The organism is Marinilactibacillus sp. XAAS-LB27 (assembly GCF_036039175.1).
Classification (GTDB): Bacteria; Bacillota; Bacilli; order Lactobacillales; family Carnobacteriaceae_A; genus Marinilactibacillus.
Map to the genome: position 1 here is coordinate 708,831 of NZ_JAYXKP010000001.1, position 16,760 is coordinate 725,590.

The 16,760-nt window shown below is 37.7% G+C and carries 16 protein-coding genes, 1 other RNA gene and 1 other annotated feature; of the genes, 3 read left to right on the forward strand and 14 right to left on the reverse strand.

Annotated elements, in window-relative coordinates:
* The 5 genes from recD2 to gshAB form a co-directional block, all read right to left on the reverse strand.
* The gene (gene recD2, locus VXN63_RS03400) at positions 1–2,436 is read right to left on the reverse strand and encodes an SF1B family DNA helicase RecD2 (RefSeq protein WP_327756542.1); all 2,436 of its coding nucleotides are present in this window, start codon (positions 2,434–2,436) and stop codon (positions 1–3) included.
* Between the two features lie 148 nt (positions 2,437–2,584).
* Entirely contained in the window at positions 2,585–3,709 is a 1,125-nt protein-coding gene (gene mnmA, locus VXN63_RS03405) for a tRNA 2-thiouridine(34) synthase MnmA (protein ID WP_327756543.1), read from the reverse strand.
* A 146-nt stretch (positions 3,710–3,855) separates the two neighbouring features.
* The gene (locus VXN63_RS03410; protein WP_327756544.1) at positions 3,856–4,197 is read right to left on the reverse strand and encodes a hypothetical protein; all 342 of its coding nucleotides are present in this window, start codon (positions 4,195–4,197) and stop codon (positions 3,856–3,858) included.
* A 42-nt stretch (positions 4,198–4,239) separates the two neighbouring features.
* Positions 4,240–5,385 carry a cysteine desulfurase family protein gene (locus VXN63_RS03415; protein WP_327756545.1) on the reverse strand — a complete coding sequence of 382 codons (1,146 nt, stop codon included), beginning with the start codon at positions 5,383–5,385 and terminating at the stop codon, positions 4,240–4,242.
* A 50-nt stretch (positions 5,386–5,435) separates the two neighbouring features.
* Entirely contained in the window at positions 5,436–7,718 is a 2,283-nt protein-coding gene (gene gshAB, locus VXN63_RS03420) for a bifunctional glutamate--cysteine ligase GshA/glutathione synthetase GshB (RefSeq protein WP_327756546.1), read from the reverse strand.
* 187 nt (positions 7,719–7,905) lie between these two features.
* On the opposite strand from gshAB, the gene VXN63_RS03425 reads away from it, so the two are divergent.
* The 3 genes from VXN63_RS03425 (at position 7,906) to VXN63_RS03435 (ending at position 10,081) form a co-directional block, all read left to right on the forward strand.
* On the forward strand, positions 7,906–9,168 hold the full coding sequence (locus VXN63_RS03425) for a replication-associated recombination protein A (protein WP_327756547.1): 1,263 nt from the start codon (positions 7,906–7,908) through the stop codon (positions 9,166–9,168).
* Positions 9,169–9,276: 108 nt separating this feature from the next.
* Positions 9,277–9,465: non-coding RNA, 6S RNA (gene ssrS / locus VXN63_RS03430), on the forward strand.
* Positions 9,466–9,619: 154 nt separating this feature from the next.
* On the forward strand, positions 9,620–10,081 hold the full coding sequence (locus VXN63_RS03435) for a universal stress protein (protein ID WP_327756548.1): 462 nt from the start codon (positions 9,620–9,622) through the stop codon (positions 10,079–10,081).
* A 59-nt stretch (positions 10,082–10,140) separates the two neighbouring features.
* On the opposite strand, the gene VXN63_RS03440 is transcribed toward VXN63_RS03435, so the two are convergent.
* The 9 genes from VXN63_RS03440 to mreC all read right to left on the reverse strand — a co-directional run bounded on the left by VXN63_RS03440 (position 10,141) and on the right by mreC (position 16,754).
* Positions 10,141–11,328: an acetate/propionate family kinase gene (locus VXN63_RS03440; protein ID WP_327756549.1), complete on the reverse strand. Its 1,188-nt coding sequence runs from the start codon at positions 11,326–11,328 to the stop codon at positions 10,141–10,143.
* A gap of 23 nt (positions 11,329–11,351) precedes the next feature.
* Complete coding sequence (locus VXN63_RS03445; RefSeq protein ID WP_327756550.1) at positions 11,352–12,365, reverse strand: class I SAM-dependent methyltransferase; 1,014 nt, start codon at positions 12,363–12,365, stop codon at positions 11,352–11,354.
* A 305-nt stretch (positions 12,366–12,670) separates the two neighbouring features.
* Positions 12,671–12,946 carry a 50S ribosomal protein L27 gene (gene rpmA, locus VXN63_RS03450; RefSeq protein ID WP_305067565.1) on the reverse strand — a complete coding sequence of 92 codons (276 nt, stop codon included), beginning with the start codon at positions 12,944–12,946 and terminating at the stop codon, positions 12,671–12,673.
* A gap of 27 nt (positions 12,947–12,973) precedes the next feature.
* Complete coding sequence (locus VXN63_RS03455; RefSeq protein WP_225744294.1) at positions 12,974–13,312, reverse strand: ribosomal-processing cysteine protease Prp; 339 nt, start codon at positions 13,310–13,312, stop codon at positions 12,974–12,976.
* 18 nt (positions 13,313–13,330) lie between these two features.
* Complete coding sequence (gene rplU, locus VXN63_RS03460; RefSeq protein WP_225744295.1) at positions 13,331–13,642, reverse strand: 50S ribosomal protein L21; 312 nt, start codon at positions 13,640–13,642, stop codon at positions 13,331–13,333.
* 52 nt (positions 13,643–13,694) lie between these two features.
* Positions 13,695–13,771 (reverse strand) — a sequence feature (ribosomal protein L21 leader region).
* Positions 13,772–13,823: 52 nt separating this feature from the next.
* Positions 13,824–14,615: a septum site-determining protein MinD gene (gene minD / locus VXN63_RS03465; protein ID WP_225744296.1), complete on the reverse strand. Its 792-nt coding sequence runs from the start codon at positions 14,613–14,615 to the stop codon at positions 13,824–13,826.
* On the reverse strand, positions 14,608–15,297 hold the full coding sequence (locus tag VXN63_RS03470) for a septum site-determining protein MinC (RefSeq protein WP_327756551.1): 690 nt from the start codon (positions 15,295–15,297) through the stop codon (positions 14,608–14,610). The genes minD and VXN63_RS03470 overlap by 8 nt, the downstream gene beginning before the upstream one ends.
* A gap of 66 nt (positions 15,298–15,363) precedes the next feature.
* The gene (gene mreD / locus VXN63_RS03475; RefSeq protein WP_327756552.1) at positions 15,364–15,903 is read right to left on the reverse strand and encodes a rod shape-determining protein MreD; all 540 of its coding nucleotides are present in this window, start codon (positions 15,901–15,903) and stop codon (positions 15,364–15,366) included.
* A 2-nt stretch (positions 15,904–15,905) separates the two neighbouring features.
* The gene (gene mreC / locus VXN63_RS03480; protein WP_327756553.1) at positions 15,906–16,754 is read right to left on the reverse strand and encodes a rod shape-determining protein MreC; all 849 of its coding nucleotides are present in this window, start codon (positions 16,752–16,754) and stop codon (positions 15,906–15,908) included.
* Between the last annotated feature and the right edge of the window lie 6 nt (positions 16,755–16,760).

Consider the following 16,760-nt stretch of genomic DNA (forward strand, 5'->3'; position numbering starts at 1 on the left):
TTATTCACTGTAAGGCGTTATACCAACCATACCGATAAGCGGGTCAACTTCATTATTGTCAACCATAATTGGAGTAAGGTATTTGGATTGCTTTTCAGTCCGATTATCTTGTTCTTCCGTCTCTTCAACCGTTGTGAACCCTTCTGTCTCTTCGATACTTAAAGGATCTTCCGCTAATAATCTTTCTTTTAACGTGGTTTTTCGCAACATACTTGTAGAGTTTAAACTACTTCTATAAGCTGCTTCTTCCCCACACAAAATTAAGATTTGACTGGCACGTGTAATCGCGGTATAGAGCAAATCTTTTTTCAACATTCTACGGTAGCCATTGACCATAGGTAGGATAACCATCTTATATTCGCTTCCTTGTGCTTTATGAATAGAACAGCAGTATGCGAGTGTGATCTTATTCCATTCGTTTCTGAGGTAGGTTACTTCGTTTCCCTCAAAATCAATAACCAAATTGTCTGTCTTCGTTTCTGATTCTTTAGCTGGAATAATGCCTGTGATGATCCCCATATCCCCATTGAACACATTTCTTTCAGGGTCATTGACGAGTTGCAAAACTTTGTCGCCGATTCTATAGACGCTGTCTACGAATTTCATTTCTTTTTTTTCGCCATTTGGATTAGGGTTAAACAAATCCTGCAAATGCTTATTCAACGTATTGATACCAGCAGGGCCTTTATACATAGGTGCTAAAACTTGTATATCTTGAGCCGAAAAGCCTTTTTCAATCGCTCTTGATACAACTTGTGTGATAACATCCAATACTTTATTGGTTGAACAAGGGAAAAAGCTACGATCGATTTTCTTTTCTCTAAAATCCTCTGGTAGTTTATTTTCCTTGATACTATGGGCTAGAGGAATAATGGAAGAATCATTTCCTTGACGATAAATATCTTTTAATTCTTTCTGTGGTACCACGTCACTTTCAAGAAAATCTCTCAAAACCTGCCCCGGCCCCACGGAGGGCAGTTGGTCTTTGTCTCCAACCATAATGACTTGCATATCGCTAGGAACGGCTTTAAAAAGCTGATAAGCAAGCCATGTATCAACCATTGACATCTCGTCGATTACAAGAAGTTTTCCTTTCAGGTTGCGATCATGATCACCAAGCTCTTCTTCATCATCTGTAGCCGTTAAGCCTAGAAGTCTGTGAATAGTAGAAGCGGGCAATCCTGTCGTTTCTTTCATACGTTTGGCAGCTCTTCCCGTAGGCGCCGCTAGTAGAATAGGATATGCTTCATCTTTGTACTCATTCGGGTCAAGTGACAAATCATTCAATTCAGCAAAAAGTGTCACAATACCATTTAATACGGTCGTTTTTCCAGTACCTGGTCCCCCTGTAAGTAAAAAGATCGGCGATTTAAGCGCTTCTTCAATGGCATTCTTTTGAGAATCTCCATAGGTAATCCTCATTGTTTTTTCAAGTTTTGTGAGTTTTTTGTGGATAGTCTTTTTTGAATGAGGAATTTTACTAGCGTGCTCAATGAGTCTTTCTACGGATGTCGCGATTCCCCACTCAGATGCATATAAAGAAGGAATATAAAAGCGATCATCATCTTGAATAATTTCTTGGTTTTGAACCAACGCAATAATATTGTCCGCTGCAATTTCTGGATCAATAATAAATGGTCGACTTTCTTCAAGTACCTGTATGGTTTTTTGAAGAAGTGGTTTGCTGGAAGCATATGTATCTCCATCACTTAACGTGAGTTCTTGGATAGAATACAAAATACTTGCCTGAATTCTAGCAGGTGCATCCGACTTGATTCCAATTTCTTCGGCAATCAGATCGGCACGGTTAAACCCAATTCCTTCGATTTCTTTTATTAACTGGTAAGGATTCTCCTGAATAACAGATAAGGTCTTGCCTTCGTACTTCTGATAGACCTTATAAGCTAACTGATTTCCTAGGCCGTATTTATTTAAAGCGAGGACGACTCTTTGCATCCCTTGTTCTTTATCGAGAACATCCATAATCATTTGTTTTTTTGTTTGATTCAAACCCGGAACTCGGTCAAGTTGATTGGGATCATCTAAAATTAAATCTAGTACCCCTTCACCCAAGGTATCTACAATGGTTTCCGCAGTTTTCTTTCCAACACCTTTGAATCGACTGCTGGACAAGTATGAGACAACCGCTTGTCCACTTGAAGGTTGTTCTTTTGCATAACGATCCGCTAAGAATTGAAGCCCGTACTTTGGATGCTCCGTAAGTTTCCCAAAAAAACGATAACTTTCCCCTTCATGCACTTGTCCAAAACTACCAGTAACAACTACTTGCGTACTATCATACGCAGTATTTGTCTCCGTAACAGACACGAGCATAACCTTGAAAAAATTCGAAGGACTGGAAAAATAAATAGCCAACACTTCTCCGTTGATGTATTTCTCTTGGTGATCTTCCAATTGAAGCGTTTCTTCTTCCATTATACCCCTCCTCGTTTTCGCTTCTACTATTCTATCGAAATCGCAGCTGTTTTTCTAGTGCTTGACATAAATCAGTATACACTAAAATAAAAAAGGAGATAGATGGCTGACCATTTATCTCCTCTCATATTTAGTTATTTAGCTGTTGCTAAACATATTGTAATTCAGTTTCTTTACTGTAAGCAGCATCTATTAGTCCGCCACCGATACATTCGTCTCCATCATACAAAACGATTGCTTGTCCAGGGGTGATTGCACGGGCTGGCTCATCAAACTCAATTTGCGCTGTTCCTTGTTCTTTATCAAGGTGTACCGTTACGCCAACATCTGTTTGTCTGTATCTAAATTTAGCAGTACAGTGAAACGTTTCTGGTTTTTCTTCATGATTAGTGAAAGAAAAGTCACTTGCGTCTAAATGAGTGGCATAGAGCGTTGGATGTTCGTATCCTTGCCCAACATACAACTCATTTTTCTCAAGATCTTTACCAATGACAAACCAAGGCTCGTTTGATGTACCATTTCCACCAATTCCAAGACCTTTTCTCTGACCAATCGTATAATACATCAAACCATCATGTTGTTTCATAATTTCTCCATCCAATGTCACCATATTACCTGGTTGTGCTGGAAGATAGTTCATTAAAAATTGTTTGAAATCTTTTTCTCCAATAAAACAAATCCCAGTTGAATCTTTCTTTTTCGCTGTTGCAAGATCTGCTTCTTCAGCTATTCTACGAACTTCTTTCTTATCCATATCCCCTAGCGGGAACATCACTTTTGATAACTGTTCTTGAGATAGTTGATTCAAGAAATAAGTTTGATCTTTATTATTGTCTAGTCCTCTTAGCAAGTGTGTAACGTTATTTTCATCACGCGTAACGCGAGCGTAGTGGCCTGTAGCCACATAATCTGCACCTAATTCCATTGCATAATCAAGGAATGCTTTGAACTTGATTTCCTTGTTACACATAACGTCAGGATTGGGTGTTCTACCTTTTTTATATTCATTTAAAAAATAAGTGAATACTTTGTCCCAGTATTCTTTTTCGAAGTTGATAGAATAATAAGGTATACCAATTTTGTTTGCGACTAATGCGACATCTTTATAGTCCTCTGTAGCCGTACAAACGCCATTTTCATCTGTATCATCCCAGTTTTTCATGAATACGCCTATAACCTCATAACCTTGCTCTTTAAGCAACAAAGCTGTTACAGAAGAATCCACTCCTCCGCTCATTCCGACGACGACTCTAGTTTTCGAGTTGTCTGTCATAAAATCACCATCATTTCAGTTTAGATTCTGAACTATACACGAATTGAAGGTTCGTAAGTTTCAGTCTTTATCATTATACTTACTTAAAAGAAGAAATCAAGTTGTTTAAAAGTATTTTAATCTGATAGGACTACTTTGAGGATGCTTTATGCTTTTTCTAGTACGGACTCTTCTACAAAGGAACTTAAAATATTTTCAACCATCAATTGAGCTTGTTTAAGGTCAGTATCTTTAAAAATATCGATCTTTTTTAAGCCATTTGCTGTAACCGTTACAAGCTTTAATTCTTTTAAATCTTTTGAAATCGTAATCTTCAATTTAGGTGCTGTTTTATCGGAAATCACGCTACTTAATGTTCTTTCATACTGAAAAGACCCATTTTTAGTTTCAGTGAATCCGTGGTCTTTTAAAGTATACCTTTTTGCTTGGTCATTCACTTTATACTGATCCTTGCTTCCTGATAAACTGTCAATTGGTTTAGTAGCCATTTCATGCTCTCCTTATCAATAACATTTATTTTTATTTTGTGCTCAGTGTTTGTTGATCTCTTTATCTAATACTGTAACGAGTCTGTCGATATCTTGTTTTTTCGTTTCAAATCCCATACTGATTCTAATAGTCTCGCTAATCGCTGGATGATTTTCTCCGTACATAGCTGTGAGTACATGGCTTGGGTCAATATTACCCGCTGTACAAGCCGATCCGGCGGATACTGCTATGCCAGAAAGGTCCAACTTGATTAGCATACGCTCAGCGTCCACTTCTTTGAGGTGTAAACTGATGATTTGAGGTAATGATTTTTCTAGATTTCCATTGATTTTATAGGCAATGCCAGCTTTTTCTAATTGGTTCAACAGTTCTTCTTTTAACTCTAAATACTTTTGAACGCGCTGAGTTTGATTTCTTAACATTAATTCGACAGCAGTTTTAAACCCAACGACAGCTGGGATATTTTCTGTCCCTGCTCGTCTTTTCGTTTCTTGTTCTCCACCAAGAATCAGACTCGGTAAGGACAATCCTTCTCTACAGTATAAAAATCCGATGCCTTTTGGTCCACCAATTTTGTGTGCGGAAACAGATAACAAGTCGACATTCAACTGGCTAACATCGATAGCTTTTGAACCGTAAGCTTGAACAGCGTCGGTATGGAATAAAATAGGCTGCTCTCTATCTTTCAGCAATTCGCCAATTTCGGCTATCGGCATAATTGTACCCACTTCGTTGTTACCAAACATGATTGAAACCAAAAAAGTATCTTCTCTTAAAGATTGTTCTACTTGATCAGCCGTAACGAAACCTTCTTCATTGACAGTCAGATAAGTTACTTCATATCCTAATGTTTCTAAATATTCCATCGGTTTCAATACAGCTTGATGCTCTACATTAGTTGTAATAATATGACGTTTTTTTGTACCAAACTTTTCAGCAGTCTTCAAGATGGCGGTATTATCACTTTCTGTGCCACCACTTGTTATCAAAATCTCATTAGGCTTTGCTTGAATACTCTTCGCGAAAACCATTCTTGCTTCATCCAATACGCCTCTACTCAATCGCCCATATTGATGCGTACTAGAGGCATTTCCAAAATGACTTCGCATGGCTTTTGACATTGCATCGATGACTTCCGGATGCATTGGACTTGTTGCTGCGTAATCTAAATAAACAGATTGATTCATTATGTCACTTTCTTTCTATACGTTCCTTGGGAAATCAACAGGTACTGACTTTATGCGTAAACCTCTGGAAACAGCATTTTGAGTATTTCTACTGTTAGTCTTCTACCTTTTCCTTGAGACACAAACGCATGCATATGCATGGCTGGATTGAAATTAGCTTCAATAACGGTGTATCCAGGATCATCTTCTGTACTAGGTTTTGTGTAATCTGGAATAATCAAATCGATTCCGGTTACTTTTACCCCAATAGGTAAGGCCATTTTTTCTGCCAGTACTTTATAACTTTCATCCATTTCATCTGTGAAGTCAATAGAATCTCCACCAGTCGAAATATTTGAATTTACTCTTAGATAAACTGTCTCACCTTTTTCAGGAATACTTTCAAAAGTGTAGCCTTGTTCTTTTAATGTTAGTTTTTCAATGTTACCTAATTGTATCTTTTCAAGAGGTGCTCTATGCTTTGTTCCTCTTAAAGGATTTTCATTCTTTTGTTCAATCAGTTCACGTACGGAACGCTCACCATCACCCGTTACATTTGCAGGAACTCTTAACAAGACGGCTTTCACCTTACCATCAAGTACAAAGAACCGATATTCCGTTCCAGCTGCGTAATCTTCTACTAGTACCGAAGCATCTTCACTAAATGCAATATCAATGGCTTCTTCAAAGTCTTCTATACTCGGAGAATGCTTAAAGACCGTAATGCCTAATCCGTAATTAGTCGACTTAGGTTTAACAACTATAGAACGATTCTCAAATTTATAAAAATCGTCAAGCGCATCTTTTTTAGTTTGGTATTCTTCTCCACCAGGTACTTTGAATCCTTTGCTTTTAAGAATTTTTTTCGTAACCGTTTTGTTTTCCATGATCCAGTGTGAAATATAGGTATCCTTAGCGGTCATGTTTCCGTTTTTCACATACTCTTCGTGTCCTTTGTGAGACAACTTCAAAAATTGGTCGACTTCATCCAGAACTTCTAATCGAATACCTTTTTGTAGTGTATCGAAAATCAATAATTGAGAAGACATCTCCATCGTCTCAAAACCACTAAGAAGATAGGGTTTTTCATTCGCTTCTTTTTTATAGCCTTGTCCAAGAGTTTTCCCAATTTCAAGATATCGGTCCACTGATTTTATTTGACTGGTCAGTTTAGCAGCAAGTGTCTTCTCTGGATAGTTGAACTGCTCTACAGCCGTATCCACTACTTCATGATACACCGCATCTAAATCCAGTTCTTCTGCCATTTGCTTCATAATTTCTAAAAGCTCAAGACCTTCTTCATGGTACTTTGTTTGGCTAAATGGATTTTCCACAGAAACTTCTTCGTTCTTACGAGTTCCTTCTTGAATCATAGCCGAATCTTTGGAATCTTCCATCCAAATCATGAGCACAAAAAACAGATGAATAAACGTTGCTTGTTCCTTCGTCAATCCAAGAGCACTATAAGGATTGATATCAAATGGTCTGAACTCAACATACTCAATACCGGTCTCGATCATACGACCAATTTTCTTGGATTTACCTCTTAGTCGAGCCGCTCCGTAAAATTCTCGTTCTTCACTAAGCGTGCCTTTTGCAACCATATCTTCAACATCTTGCACGTAGTGCTGTAATTCGTCATAACGAACAACGATATCGTTCGTGTTGTGATAGCCGTGCTGACTATTGCGGATAGAACGAATTGGATCCTTTAAAATAGATTCTTTTTTATCTATTTCAAAAAATGATTCATGTGCAAATGGTGCAGCACCGAATAGATAGGTCAATATCCATTGATGACTTAAGAAATTACGCGCCAGTTTAAGATGAATTTCATCCTTAACTTCTTTAGCTGTTCTGTACGTTTCTTGTTTTTCGAATATAGCTTGGATAAAATCATCCGAAAATGCAAAATTATAGTGGATACCACTGATCAATTGCTTTTTCTTTCCATATTTTTTTGCGAGTTTTTCTCTGTAAGCTACTTCACTTTGATCACTAACTCTTACAATTGGGATCTGCTCTGTGTCGGGTAAAACAGCTGGCATACTAAACGGCCAAACGTATTCACTGTGACTAATGGAGCGTTGGGTAACATCATTTAATGCTTGCATCCACTTGAACGCTTCATCGAGAGATGCCATAGGTGGTGTTACAACTTCCAGCTGTGCTTCGCTGAAATCAGTTTGAATATAGGGATGGTACGAACGGTCCCCAAAAACTGCAGGATGGTCTTCTAGCGAAAGTCGCTGCTCTTCATCCACACGAATGCCTTCTTTTTCAATACCAAAAGATCCTTGCATTACACTTTTATTTAATCGATTATTGCTGATTATTCCTTTAATATCCATCATATCATGCCCTCATCTATTCCCTTTTTGGAACTAATTCACTATACATAGTATCACAAAGTAGTACGTCTAAACAGTATAAGATTGCGATAAATATTTTCTCTATACACAAACGGACGTTCACTAAAATTAGAGATTCTATTTTTCTCGTGTTATACTACTTATAATGAAATCGAAAGGAGCTGTTAGTTTGAGTCAGCCATTAGCTTATCGTATGCGACCCACTTCTATAGATATGATTGTTGGACAAGAACATCTTGTAGGAAAAGAAAAAATTATCTGGCGTATGGTTGAAGCTAAACGCTTATCTTCCATGATTTTATATGGACCACCAGGAATTGGAAAAACTAGTATTGCAAGTGCCATTGCGGGATCAACTCAGTATGCTTTTAGAATGCTCAATGCAGCAACTGATTCAAAAAAAGATTTACAAATTGTTGCTGAAGAAGCAAAAATGAGTGGAACGGTTATTTTATTATTAGATGAGGTTCATCGGTTAGATAAACCAAAACAGGATTTCCTCTTACCTCACCTTGAAAGTGGTCGTATCATCTTGATCGGTGCTACAACAGAAAATCCATATATTTCTATTCATCCGGCTATTAGAAGCCGATCCCAAATATTTGAATTACAACCACTATCCGAAGAACAAATCAAATCGGCACTAAACAGAGCTTTAACTGATAAGGAAAGCGGTCTAGGCAAGCTGTCACTTGTTGTAGATGAGCAGGCTCTAACGCATTTTGCTAGAGCAACGAACGGAGACCTTAGAAGTGCTCTGAATGCTCTTGAACTGGCTGCTGAGTCGACTCCCGTAGATGATGAAGACATCATCCGAGTTACATTAGCGATAGCCGAAGAATGTTTGCAAAGAAAAGTGCTCACCCATGATAAAGATGGTGATGCACACTATGATGTTATTTCAGCTTTCCAAAAATCCATCCGAGGTAGTGATGTTCATGCCGCCTTACATTATATGGCACGACTGGTTGAAGCTGGGGAGCTTCAAATTATCTGTAGAAGACTAATGGTTATTGCCTACGAAGATATCGGTCTCTCAAATCCTGCCGGCGCTGCTCGAGCTGTAACAGCCGTTCAATCTGCAGAAAAATTAGGGTTCCCCGAAGCAAGAATTCCGTTAGCAAATGCAGTCATTGAATTAGCACTTTCTCCAAAATCAAATTCTGCTATATCTGCAATCGATCAAGCACTTTCAGACGTAAGGCAAGGAAAAAGTGGACACGTGCCTAATCATTTAAAAGATAGTCATTATAGCGGAGCAAAGGAGCTTGATCGAGGAGTCACTTATAAATACCCACATGCCTATCCTGATTCATGGGTAGAACAACAATATTTACCTGATTCGCTAAATGGAGCCCTGTACTATGTCCCCAATTCAAAAAGTAAATTTGAGGAAGCATTGTCAAAACAATACAACAAGTTCAATTCATAAACTTAATCAAACGAACAAACGATTACACTGAATTATTTTGCTTATATTGTTTTAAGTACACAATTCAACTGATTGACAAAGTTAGGATTCGATGCTATTATAAGAGTAAGATTTCTGAGGTGTACGCGTTGTCGGCTACTGTGTTGACCGAACATATTCTTTAAAACCTGGGATTCTGAAGGAAGAATTCATGTCATGCCTTATCACTTGGTAGTCAGATATTTTTCCGGTGAAGCCCACCTGCTATATTGCGGGTTCAACCAAACACGACAATCTACCGGCACCATCGGATTTCTTATACTTAGCAATTGAACCACTTTAGGAAACTAAAGTGGTTTTTTTATACCCTTCTTTTGCAAAAAGGTTAAACTATTATCATAATCTCTATTTTTTCTTGTATACTATAGATATACAATTACAGAAAACTTGAATACAAAGGAGAGGAATCCCTATGTTACAAGAATACAATAAAATACTCGTTGCTGTTGATGGTTCTCAGGCGGCAGAAAAAGCTTTCAAAAAAGCCGTTGCTGTGGCCGAACGAAATCGTGCTGCTCTAGTTTTAGCTCATGTTATAGATACACGTGCTTATCAGTCTTTTTCTACTTTTGATGGATCCATTGCTGATAATGCCAGAGAAGAAGCGCAGAACACTTTAGAACAGTACAAAGCTGAAGCTGAAAAAGACGGCGTTTCTAATGTGAAAATTGTACTTGAATATGGTTCTCCAAAAGTAATGGTTGCTAAACAAATTCCTGAGTCTAACGATGTCGATTTGATTATGCTAGGTGCTACAGGACTAAATGCTGTTGAGCGAATATTTGTGGGTTCCGTTTCTGAATATGTCATTCGACACGCAGATTGTGATGTACTGGTCGTTCGAACAGATGTGAAAAATAACTTAATTAAATAACAACATGCAAAAAAGCACATTGCCCTTCCTCATAAAGGCAATGTGCTTTTATTTAGTTGTTATCTAAGTTTTTCAACGTCACGAGCAATCATGACTTCTTCATCAGTTGGAACAAGTAAGACTTTAACTTTAGAATCTTCAGTAGAGATAAAGCGCTCGTCTCCACGAACATCATTTTTCTCAGTATCAATTTCAGCTCCTAAGAATGTCAATCCGTTGATCACGTTCTCGCGTGTCTCAACACCATTCTCACCAATACCAGCAGTAAATACGATTGCATCTACGCCGTTCATTGTTGCTGCGTATGAACCTACATATTTTCTAACTCTATCTTCAAAAATGCGAAGTGCTAAGGCAGCATCTTCATTTGTATGTTCTACATCTTCAAGATCACGCATATCACTTGAGATACCAGAAAGACCTTTTAAGCCTGATTCATTGTTCAAGATATAGATCATGTCGTTAATGTTATCAATACCTTCTTTTTCCATTAAGAATGGAAGTAATGAAGCGTCGATATCACCAGAACGAGTACCCATTGTTACTCCCGCTAAAGGTGTGAATCCCATTGACGTATCAACAGATTTCCCTCCATCAACAGCAGTAATTGAAGCACCATTACCTAGATGACACGTAATGATTTTAAGATCTTCAACTGGTTTACCCATCATTTCAGCAGCACGTTCCGCTACATATTTATGGCTTGTTCCGTGTGCACCGTATTTACGTGCATTGTGCTTTTTGTAATATTCCATTGGAATACTATACATATAATTTACCTTCGGCATTGTTTGGTGGAAAGAAGTATCAAATACAGCAACACTTGTGATATCTGGTAAAATTTTACGGAAAGCTCTAATTCCAGTAGCGTTAGCTGGGTTGTGAAGTGGTGCAAATTCAGAAAGCTCTTCGATTTGATCAATGACTTCGTCTGTAACACGTGCTGAATCTTGGAAGATTTCTCCACCAGCAACAACACGGTGCCCTACACCCGTAATTTCATCGAAGTCTTCAATAATGTTTAATTCAGTTAATTGTTTTAGTAACATTTCAACAGCAACTTCATGATCATTAATATCTAATACTTCTTTATATTTTTGACCTTCACCGTATTTAATTGTGAAAATCGAATCGTTCAATCCGATACGTTCTACGATACCAGAAGCTAATACAGTTTCTTCAGGCATTTCAAAAAGTTTCCATTTCAAGCTGGAACTTCCAGCATTAATAGCAATTGTCTTAGACATCATGTCTCTCCTTTTATAGTTAATTAGTTCAGAAAATTATGTTTCCATTGCGTTATTTCAGCTATTAAAGCTTGCATAGCTGGTAAATTCTTAAAATCAGGAGCAGTTGCTAACAAGACTTCTTTAGCCTGTTGGGTACCCACACCATTTTTTTGAACAATTAGAATCGATTTTCTGGACTGTTCTGTTTTGAATAATTCTTTAGGTAGTGTAAGCATTCCTTGAAAGTGGCCTACTTTCTGGATAAATGCAAGTAAGTCTTTGGCTTCTTCTGATTCAAAAAGATTTGAAGGTACCAGATAAAACCCAAAGCCCCCTTCTTTCAGATAGTTCATTCCCTGTTCAATCATCAGATGATGGGTAAAGGAGTGTCCTGTCGAAAATGAAGTTTCGAACTTTTCAGCTTGTTCATCTAACGGATAATATCCTACTGGTAAGTCGGATACAATTGTATCCGCTGGTTCAATGAGCAGATTACTTAAAGCATCTTGGAGCGTTAAGCTAATGGTTACATCCTGAAGAGCTGCACTAGTAGCGGCTAAAGACAGAAGTAACTCATCATTATCTATTCCTGAAAGCTGAATCATTCTATTGTCTCTATTCAAGAAATGAAAGAGTGTATAGGTCAAGTTACCCGTTCCTATAGATAGATCCAGTAAATGGTACGGGGCTTCTGGTTTCGGTGGTGCTAAGACTTCTACCAAGTAAGCCATTAATGACCCAATAGAGTCTGGTGTCATCTGGTGGTTTGCTTGAACAAAATCTTCACGCATTCCTCTCAATATTGAAAGTTGTATTGCCTGTCTCAACTCATTTGAAGCGATTTCTGAAAGATCTACTTGCTCATACAGAGCTTCAAGTTCATCTTGAGTGTATTTGGATGGTTTACCATCCAAAATACGAACGGTTTTGTTATCCAGCAAATTTTCTCCTGTTTCAATCAAAGCTTCCATGTAAGAGACCTGAAGATCTTCTTTAAGCATCATAGCAGATTGATCCAGAACTTGGTAAACAGATTCGATATGTTCTGTCGACACTTTAGCCCGCCTTTCTACAAGACTAAGACACTTCATTCCGTACACGTCAAGCTAGAATCTAGAATTGGAATCGAGAAAAATAGCTTTTGTTGCTAAACGTGTGCGTTACGAAATAATCGGTCAAGTAATCGAAAAATTTAACTCTGTAACATATTCATTTTAACTGATTCTATTGGTTTTCTCAAGAGATTAAAATAAGGATTCACACTAACAAAAAAGGAATTATGAGGATCCATTAACTTAGATCTTCATAATTCCTTAAAGTTTCCGTTTAGGCAGACATCTTAACGAATTAGTCCGTTAAATTAGTTAGCTACTGGATAAACAGATACTTGTTTTTTGTTTTTACCTTTACGTTCGAAACGAACAACGCCATCAATTTTTGCAAATAGAGTATCGTCTCCGCCTTTTCCAACGTTTTCTCCAGGATAGATTTTAGTTCCGCGTTGACGGAATAAAATTGAACCACCTGAAACGACTTGACCATCTCCACGTTTAGCGCCTAAACGTTTTGATTGAGAGTCACGACCGTTAGTTGTAGACCCGCCACCTTTTTTGTGTGCGAACAACTGTAAATTCATTTTCAACATTAGAATGCACCTCCATCTTTATTTAGTCTGTTTAATCTTGATATATTTTGGGGACTCTTCCTGTACACTTTTAAGCGATAGCAATAAACTTTCCAATAAAATCTGAGCTACATTAGACTGTTCTTCAGATCGATTGTCTGGAAGAGTCATGGAAAGATAACCTCCATTTTCTTCATCGATATCAATAGAAGGCGTCAATTTAGCCAGCTCTATTATACTATTTATCGCTCCAATACTAAGCGCCGAAACTGCCGCGCATACAAGATCTTGTCCGTATGGACCAGAGTCTGCATGACCAGAAATCTCGATAGAAATGATTTGGTTATTCTTCAAACGATCAAAATGCGCTTGAATCATTTAAAATCCTTCTTTCGCTTACTTTGTTTTAATCGAGTTGATTGTTACTTTAGTGTATGGTTGACGATGTCCACGTTTAGTATGAGAGTCTTTTCTACGACGATACTTGAACGTAGTAACTTTCTTAGCACGTCCCTGTTTCTCGATGATAGCTTCTACTGAAGCTCCCTCAACTGTTGGAGTTCCAACGATTGCGTTGTCTCCTCCAACAAACAATACTTCACCAAAAGTAACAGAATCTCCAGCTTCACCTTCTAATTTCTCAACGAAGATTGCTTTTCCTTCTTCTACTTTGATTTGTTTGCCACCTGTTTTGATGATTGCATACATGTTTGTTGCACCTCCTTATTTAGTAAAGCACACCGCAAAACGCTATGCTTTCTATTGCACTAAGACTCGCCGTTATAAGTGACCTTAATCAGATCTTGAAAACTCATATACGAGCGGTTGTAGCTGTGGTGCGGCACAAATACAACATTACTATCATACCAAAACAAACTATTCAAGTCAATTAGTTTTTGTTAAATATCTTTTGCCAGAATGATTTCTTCTCTTCTTTAAGTGTCATTAAAGGCACCGTTTCTCCAAGAATTCTTCGTGCTATATTTCTGTATCCCTGAGAAGAAATATTATCCGGATCTAACGCAACTGGATTTCCTTTGTTTGAAGAACGGACGACTTCATCATCTTCAAAAACAATTCCTAAAAGCTTAACAGAAAGATGTCTCGTAATCTCATCTATATCCATGACATCTCCTTGTTGCATCATGCGCTTTCTAATTCTGTTAATGACTAGTTTTGGTGAACCAATCTTAGTCTGTTCTACTAAACCGATGATTCTATCTGCATCTCTGATGGCCGAAATTTCTGGAGTAGTTATAAGAATAGCGTCATCTGCTGCTGCAATTGAATTTTTAAATCCTTGTTCGATTCCTGCTGGGCAGTCGATGAGTACATAATCGTAATCTTTCTTTAACTCGCTAATCAGTTCAATCATCTGATCTTCATTGATGACGTTTTTATCCGCATGCTGAGCTGCAGGTAGTAAAAATAGCTGATCATTGAATCTTTTATCTTTGATAATGGCTTGGTGAAGCTTAGCACGTCCTTCAAGCACATCCACGATATCATATATAATTCTATTTTCTAGACCTAGTATGACATCCAGATTTCTCAATCCAATATCCATATCGACTAGGCAGATTTTTTTCCCTTGTAGCGCTAATGCAGTACCAATATTAGCCGTTGAAGTTGTTTTTCCAACTCCGCCTTTACCTGATGTTATAACGATGGCTTTACCCATTGATTAATCCTCCTGTAACATTTCCTAATTCTGGTCTAATCTTTTTCAATTCATTGAGTGGCGACACTCTCAAAATATGTAAGTCATCCAAATAAACCACTTCAAATTTTGCTGCAGTATCCTGTGTTTCTTTTTCAGCAGTATCGACTACATGTACATGATCAGCGATACGAACTTGTGCATTGTAAGAAAAATTAGCAATGACAACAGCTTGTTCTTTACCTTTCGTCCCCGCATGAGCAATACCTCTGAGGTCTCCAATAATATAGATACTACCAGAAGCTTTCACAGTCCCGCCTGGATGTACGCCACCAACTAACAGTAAATCACCTTCTACATCAATGATTTGACCGCTACGAACCGTGCTGACTTCAAGCTTCGTGCTGACTTCATCATGCCACTCTAAAGCTCTTTGTATTTTAACGACTTCTGAATCAATCGCTTTAATTTTCAGATAGGACTTTTCTTCAATCAGCGTTCTGATTTCTTCTTTTTCTTTCTCGTTCCACAATCGATTTCCAGTTTTGATCGTCAATTCGATTGGTTTCGCGGCTGTAGCTTCCTTTTTTAATGGGTTAATCAGTTTTGTCGTTTCTTCAACGATTGTAAGAAACGAAGCTGACTGGTCAACTAGTAATTGAAATCCTTCTTTCGTTCCTTTAAGCGTTACAATCTTCTGCAAGTTTTTCACCTCTGTAATAAAGATTGGCATTCCACTATTTCACTTATTGTTTCTATCAAATGAAGCTTATCTTTTAAATCTCATCTCTTCTTTTTGTACGACCTTCTGACCTATCTTATCAACAGGATAACCTATGATTAACATCATAATACCATTGAAGAGTAAGCTAATACCCAAACGCTCTACAATGAAAAGTTGCATAGATAGCTGCGTAATATTAATGGCCCGGTAAACTCCGAATACAAAAAACTCTAAAAGTGTAATAACGACGACACTTAACAGTACGTAAATCAGTAAATTAGGCTTGAAATAACTTCTAAGTTGAAGAATCACATAGGCAATCAATGTAAATGTAGCCATATAGATACCTAAATACCCAGTATAATAACTATCATATAAGAATCCCATAATCAAAGAGAGCCATATAATGTGTTTAAAGCTCAGATAGAAAGAAAGGATCAGTAACACAAGTACTGTGAGTCTTGGAACAATTGTTCCTACGTCCGTTGAGAATACCGCTTTTAATTGAGCCGTCAGCACTCCATCTAGTAGCAAGGCTACTAAAAGGAGTATTAGGGGATAAAGAATCTTCTTCCATTGACTCATTCTTATTCCCCGCTTTCAGCAGTACGATTAATAATCGTCACATATCGAATATGCTCAAAATCAGCAGCTGGTTTGATATAAACTCTTTGTGCTAGCCCATGGTCATCCATTGTAACTTCATCTACCGTTCCAATAACCAGCGAACGAGGTATAGATCCTCCTAAACCGGAAGTAATCACTTGTTCTCCTTCTGCAATTTCTGCAGTAGACGTTATTTGAGTCATGATTAATCGATTCGTTTCTACATCGTAACCACTGATGAGTCCATTAATCACTTCTTCTGATAAGATTTCCGCAGAAACTTGATTTGAAGATCCTTCAAGGTTTGTCAAAAGAACGACTTTAGAACTTGTTGGGTTGGTTTCAACAACTCTCCCAATTAAACCGTTATTGGACATAACAGACATGCCATTTTCCAGACCATCCTGACTTCCTCGGTCAATGGTCACTTGATCAACCCAAGCGTCTGGATTTCTAGAAATGACAGATCCAGTAATCGTTTGGAAATCCGTTAAAGAGTTCTGTAAATCGAGTTCTTCTTGCATGATTTGATTTTCGTCTCTTAATACTGCAAGTTCAGCCTGTGTTTCATAAATACGGTCAATCTCTTTTTTTAATCGCTGATTTTCTTCAAAAGTATCCTGTAATCGATCAATCGAACCAAAAAGATCATTCACCGCATTAACTGGCTTAGCAAAAATCCGTCCTGTAACTGCTGTGATATCGTTTGTAAACTGCTGTACAAAATTAGATGAACCGGCTTGCGTCAAAGATAAAGACAGTAGCGACACAAATAATATAACACTCACTAGTAATACAATCATTTTTTTGTTTGTAAAAAATTGGTTCACTTCTCA